The sequence below is a fragment of the Pelotomaculum sp. PtaB.Bin117 genome (assembly GCF_002067195.1).
Taxonomy (GTDB): Bacteria; Bacillota; Desulfotomaculia; order Desulfotomaculales; family Pelotomaculaceae; genus Pelotomaculum_D; species Pelotomaculum_D terephthalicicum.
In genome coordinates this window covers 1-4,971 of record NZ_MVQM01000041.1, presented here as the reverse complement: position 1 = coordinate 4,971, position 4,971 = coordinate 1, and the positions used below count along the sequence as shown (strand labels likewise).

The following is a 4,971-nucleotide window of genomic DNA, read 5'->3' as shown; positions in this document are numbered from 1 at the left end:
ACTTTTCAAACTCGGTCAGATCCCGCACGTTGATTACGACTCGAACAATTTCACCGCGTTCGTTCGCCACCGGGTTGCCGGTAATCAAAAGCCTGTTCCCCAGCGGTGAAGTTTGCAAATTGGTAACAGCCTTTTTTTTCTTAAAAACAGCATCTACGATCGACGAAGCATAATGACCGCCCTCCACCAATTTCTGAAAAGGCCGGCCGATGATATTCTTGGCCTTCAGGCCGGTCATCCTGGTGTACGCCTCATTTACCTGGGAAACAACACCATCACAACTTGCAATCAAAATACCGTCGTAGGAAGATTCAATCAAAGCTTTTAGTTCCTTGTTTAGTTCTTTAACAGATTCTAATTCATGAGATATAAACTCAATCTCTGAAATGTCCTGAAAAATGCCTACCGCTCCAATAACCTTGCCATCTTCGATAATGGGGCTGCGGTTGCTGACGTATATTCTTGTGCCTACCGAATATTTTACCGGAAGCCGTTGTCCGAACTTTGTCTCACCCGTCTCCAGAATTTCCAGCAGGCCGGTTGGTATTACAACATCCGCCAGAAACTTGCCGATAGCCTCACTTCTGGTTCTTCTAGTTATCTTCTCAGCGGCAGGGTTGAATGTTGTAATAATCCCGTCTTTGTTTATTGAAATGATACCCGTATGAGCGGCATTAAGTACAGCATCAAGCTCCCGGCTGATAAACTTGGTATAAGGATAAAGAGATGTGGCCAGGTCATATTTTGTACTGATTCCTTGCAGCTTTCCGTCAGCGTCAACGATAGCGATTACATCACTGGGAGCTGTCCATGCCTCTTCCTGGTAAACATCCGGACTCATACTGATAAAATTGGTTTCCATCACTTCAGCCAGTGGTGTTTCCAGTGAGATTGGCGTCGCGTCACGAAAGGTCAGTCCGCTGCCCACCACTCCGAGCAGACAGCCCTGCTCATCAACGATGCCGACAACTCCAATGGGATGCTCCTGCCATAAGCGTAAAACATCCCCGATTGTCTGATCCGGACAGAGGGTCAGCGGCGGCTTCTTAATCAGATCAGCTAGCATAAAATCTTGTCACCGCCTCACTCCCAGTCATAATAGTGTTACTTTCCGATAGACAGGCTCCGCCGGCGGGCGAAGCCTAATATTTACTTTTTGTTAATGGCCTGTCGGTGGCGCGGTTTTATGGTTTAAACCCATTAGCCGCGTCACCGGCTTGTCTTCAGAAATCACTCCTGATACGATTAATTAATGAATTGTTTTTTTACAAGTTGATATTGGAGTATTTCCTGTACGGCCTGGCCACAGTCTTGTTCTCCAGCATGTCGAGAGCCAGGCAGATGTTTCTCCTGGTTTCGTTCGGCATAATCACATCGTCGATGTAGCCGCGGCTGGCAGCGCTGTACGGGTTCTGATAGAGGTCTTTGTACTCTTTAATCTTCTGTGCCGCTGTTTCCTTCGGGTTCTCTGAATTCTTAATTTCCTTGGCGAAAATAACGCTCGCCGCTGTTTCCGCGCCGACGATGGTCACTGTGGCCTGCGGCCAGCTGAACACGATGTCCGCGCCCGTATCCTTGCAGCACATGCCAAGGTAGGCGCCGGCAAATGATTTACCCATGATTATTGTTACCTTCGGCACTGTGGCGTCGATATAAGCATACAGCATTTTGGCGCCGTGTCTCAGGATGCCCTTCCAGTCTTCCTCCGGGCCGATCATGAACGCCGGGGTGTCGTGAATGTTCACGAGAGGAATATTGAACAGGTCGCAGAACCGGACAAACCGGGCCACCTTGTCAGCGGCGTCGCAGTTGATTACGCCGCCCATCCAGTTGGGCTGGCTGGCGACGATGCCTGTCGCTCTCCCGTTAAACCGGCCGAAGCCGACAATGACGTTCTTCGCAAATTCTTCATGAATTTCAAAGAAATAGCCGTTGTCAACGATATTGTAAATAACCTTGTGCATGTCATAGGGCATATTTCTGTTTTCCGGCATTACTTCATCGAGTTCCGGCGCCAATCTCATCGGGTCGTCGTCGCACGCGATACGCGCTGACTTTTCTTTGTTGTTCTGCGGCAGGAACGTAAGCAGATCCTTCACCTTGTCCATGCAGTCTTTATCGTCTTCCACCACGACATGGGTGCAGCCCGACTTGACGGCGTGCGCCTGCCAGCCGGACAGCGTCGGCAGATCGATGTCTATGCCCAACTGGGTTTTTACGAATGGGGGACCGGCAATGCCCATAAATCCGGTATTACGGCACTGGAAGACAAAGTCCTGCATAACCGGGTGGTACGCTTGGCCGCCCATGCACGGACCCATCAGGGTGGCAATTTGCGGGATAATGCCTGATGCCAGGTTTTGGGACTTAAACAGCCACGCATAAGCCTGCAGCGTGTCGATACCTTCCTGCAACCTGGCGCCGCCAGAGTCATTCATGCCGACGAAGGGAATGCCCATATCCTTGGCCATTTCGATAGCTGCAGCAAATTTCTTGCCGTGGTATTCGCCGAACGTACCTGCCATGGAGGTGAAATCCTCGGCGCCGACCATAACCATCCGGCCGTTCACCTTGCCATAGCCGCAAATAACGCCTTCAGCCGGAATTTCTTTGCCTTCCAGGCCGAAATGAGTTGCCCTGTGTTTGAGGTACATGCCGATTTCCGTGAAAGTACCCGGGTCAAAGAAATACTCGATTCTTTCTCGTGCCGTCAACTTGCCGTCTTTGTGCTGTTTCGCAACGGCTTTTTCGCCGCCCATGGCTTTAATTCTTTTTCTATTCTGGGCAAGTTCCTCGTATAAATTTTCGTGCATTTGAAAACCCCCTTATATTTAATAATCCATTACCTTGATAATAATACTATATACGCTTGCGATAGCCAAGCATTGTTTCACCAATGATTAGTTTTTGAATGTTGCTGGTGCCTTCAACAATCTGATACGACTTGGCATCACGATAATAACGGGCAACCGGGTATTCCTCGGAGTAACCATAGGAACCGTAAATTTTCATGGCGTAATCAGCGCATTTGTTTACTACTTCACCAACATAGTACTTGCCCATGGAAGTTTCCATAGTACAAGGCCTGCCTCGATCTTTCAGGAAAGCGGCACGGTACACCAAGAACCTGGCTGCATCAACCTCAGTCGCCATCTGGGCGATCATGTCGGTGACCATCTGGAATTTGCCAATCGGCACGCCAAACTGCTGCCGCTCATTAGCATACTTCAAGGCCGCGTCCAGGCAAGCCTGCGCCAAACCGAGACCGCCGGCCTGGCAGCCCAAGCGGGTGTCGTTCAGCTGTTCCATACAGATCTTAAAGCCCTGCCCCTCTTGACCGAGCAATGCTGATGCCGGAATACGGCAGTTTTCAAACGTAATCGAACCAACCGGCGCGCCCCAGGTGCCAAGCTTATCCGTGATCGGCTCAATTGTGATCCCTGGCGTATTCATGTCAATGACAAAAGCTGTCATGCCTTTAATTTTCTTGGCCGGATCCGTATAAGCGTAAAGCAATCCCATATCACAGACGGTGGCGTTGGAAATCCACATCTTATTACCGTTAACAATATAGCTGTCGCCATCCTTAATTGCTTTTGTCCTCATTGAACCCACGTCTGAACCGGAGTCGGGCTCGGTAATGGCGAACATCCCCAGCAAGCTGCCGTCAACCAGGCCGGGCAGATATTTTATCTTTTGTTCTTCCGTTCCGTATCTCAGGATAGTGCATCCCGGGCCATTGGGGTTCATGTTGAACGGCAAACGCAACGAAGCATGTACCCGTGATATTTCTTCAGCGATAATGGTGGCAGCCAGCCAACCCATTTCGTTCCCACCATACTCTTCAGGTATGACACAACCAAAGAAGCCCAAGTCGGCCATTTTTTGCACCAAATCCCGGCGGAACCGGTGGGCTTTGTCATCCTCGTCCACAGTCGGCTGTATTTCTTTAACTGCGAAATCCCTGGCCACTTTTCTTATGTCTTGCAATTCTTCGGTTAAATCAAAATTAATTGTCAAACCTCCCCTCCGTTTTAGCTTAGCGCATGTTAAAAAAATAACATGCACAAAATATGTTTATTGCAAAATCCTTGCCAGGGGAGTACATGCCTCTATACGACATTAATTGCGAAATTGCAAATGCAAACAATGCAATAATGCATCCACCAAATCAAATAAACCCCCGGCCATTATCTTAAAGCCATAACCTTAAGCTAATAACTGCAGCAATGCAGTATTAATGCAAAATTGCAGTAAGGCCGGGGGATGGTCATTCTAGAAATCCGGGGTCAACACAATACGCTGCACTAACTTTCCGCTGTGCGCTTCCTCAAATGCCTTTAAGATCGTGCTCATCGGCCTGATATCCACAAAAGGCTTAACCTGGATTTTGCCTTCAAGCACCATGTTCAGCACTGGCTTATAGTATTGCGGCAGGCAGCCCCAGGTACCCATGATATCAGCTTCAAACGCCATCAATCTCGACAGCATGTACTCGGTTTTAACCATGCCAAAACCGACTATCATCAATTTGCTGAGGAATGTAAGCAGGCCCAGGGCGATTTCCTGGCCGGCTTTCGACCCGGTGCACTCAAAAATTTTCAGCCCCCAGTTAGGCAGTTTCTTTTCTTTTGAATAAGCCCTGAAATCACCGGAAACCGCCTTAGCGTCTTTGTCCAGGGTGCTGATCGTGTGTGTCGCGCCGAAACTAAGAGCACGCTCTAATTTTTCTTTATTTCTGGCAATTACGATAACTTCTTTGGCGCCTAACGCGGCGACAATCTGAGTCATGTATACACCGATTCCGCCGGTGCCGCCAATAACGATCGCAACGTCTCCCTCTTTAACGCCAGCCTTTATGGCAGCCTGATACGGAGAGGTAATCGCGTCGGCAACAACGGACAGTGTTTCCAAGGAAAAGTCTTTCTTGTCTTCAACTAGGCACAGGTCACCGGCGGGAACCGGGATGTA

The 4,971-nt window shown here is 49.2% G+C and carries 4 protein-coding genes; all 4 read right to left on the bottom strand.

From position 1 onward, the window contains the following. Window positions 1-1,066, bottom strand: a 1,066-nt coding sequence (locus A4E54_RS02455) for a sigma-54-dependent Fis family transcriptional regulator (RefSeq protein WP_286724151.1), incomplete at its 3' end; no start/stop codon positions are given. A 199-nt stretch (window positions 1,067-1,265) separates the two neighbouring features. Continuing rightward, the gene (locus A4E54_RS02450) at window positions 1,266-2,813 is read right to left on the bottom strand and encodes an acyl-CoA carboxylase subunit beta (protein ID WP_240081788.1); all 1,548 of its coding nucleotides are present in this window, start codon (window positions 2,811-2,813) and stop codon (window positions 1,266-1,268) included. Between the two features lie 46 nt (window positions 2,814-2,859). Further along, on the bottom strand, window positions 2,860-4,020 hold the full coding sequence (gene acd / locus A4E54_RS02445; protein ID WP_248285773.1) for a glutaryl-CoA dehydrogenase Acd: 1,161 nt from the start codon (window positions 4,018-4,020) through the stop codon (window positions 2,860-2,862). A 255-nt stretch (window positions 4,021-4,275) separates the two neighbouring features. Then, the coding region (locus tag A4E54_RS02440; RefSeq protein ID WP_286724148.1) for a zinc-binding dehydrogenase at window positions 4,276-4,971 on the bottom strand (696 nt) is incomplete at its 5' end.